This window comes from Mesorhizobium sp. M2C.T.Ca.TU.002.02.1.1 (assembly GCF_003997225.1).
This window is the reverse complement of sequence record NZ_RZTO01001291.1, coordinates 1-1,038: the sequence shown is the minus strand read 5'-3', so window position 1 is coordinate 1,038 and position 1,038 is coordinate 1. Positions and strand designations below refer to the sequence as shown.

General features: G+C 58.0%; 1 protein-coding gene. It reads left to right on the top strand.

All coding sequences use genetic code 11. The features are described 5' to 3' along the window. On the top strand, positions 1 to 433 hold a 433-nt coding region (locus tag EOD07_RS35570; protein WP_127238448.1), incomplete at its 5' end, for an SDR family oxidoreductase. Positions 434 to 1,038: the final 605 nt, after the last annotated feature.

Below are 1,038 nucleotides of genomic sequence, written 5' to 3'. Positions count from 1 at the left end.
GTGGAAGGAAGTCATCGACACCAACCTTTCCGGCGTCTTCAACATGACGCATCCTTTGTGGAGCGGCATGCGCGACCGCAAGTTCGGCCGCGTCATCACCATTTCCTCGATCAACGGCCAGAAGGGCCAGGCCGGCCAGGCCAATTATTCGGCGTCGAAGGCCGGCGACATCGGCTTCTCGAAGGCTCTTGCCCAGGAAGGCGCGCGCGCGGGCATTACCGTCAACGTCATCTGCCCCGGCTATATCGCGACCGAGATGGTCAAGGCGATCGACGAGAAGGTGCTCAACGAGCGCATCATCCCGCAGATCCCGGTTGGCCGCCTCGGCGAACCGGAAGAGATCGCGCGCTGCGTCGTCTTCCTGGCTTCCGACGAGGCCGGCTTCATCACCGGATCGACCATTACTGCCAATGGCGGCCAATACTTCGCTTGATGCCCAATAAGGCCAGGGCGGCTCCGGCAACGGAGCCGCCTTTTTTGCCCTCTCGGCAAAGCTCGGCGCGACACCTTGCCTCAATTCGGCACGCAAAGATTAACGACAGCAGCCGTCCCTTGTGCGCAACTGCCCTCGCAACCTGTGAATCCTCGGTGGGCAAGCTGTGGATAACACCATATCTAGGGGTGAACAAACCGGGAAAATCGCCGGATCGCTGATTCGTCGCCGATTCGTTCCGGCTTTGGCCAAAAAGTTAACGGCGGACGGCCCGAGCGTCGCTGAAATCGTTAAAATCGATTAAGAAAATTCAACAATTTCATAACCTTGACGACACACCCCGAGTAGACCGCGATCGTTCACCGGCAAAGGTTAACGACAGCCCGGCTCCAACGGAGGCTAGGCATGAATCGGGCCAATTTCCCGATTCAGCATGTGGTGCGACTCGTCGTCAAAAAATCCACATATAGCCGTGAACAAAACCTGAATCAGGGCGAGTCAGCGATTCGTCGCTGATTCGTTCCAGACTCGTTCCAGCCGTTAACAGCAGCCGGTTTTGACCGGCGCTCGCAATCCCGCCTGCTCCCGGAAGAACATTCCGCTTT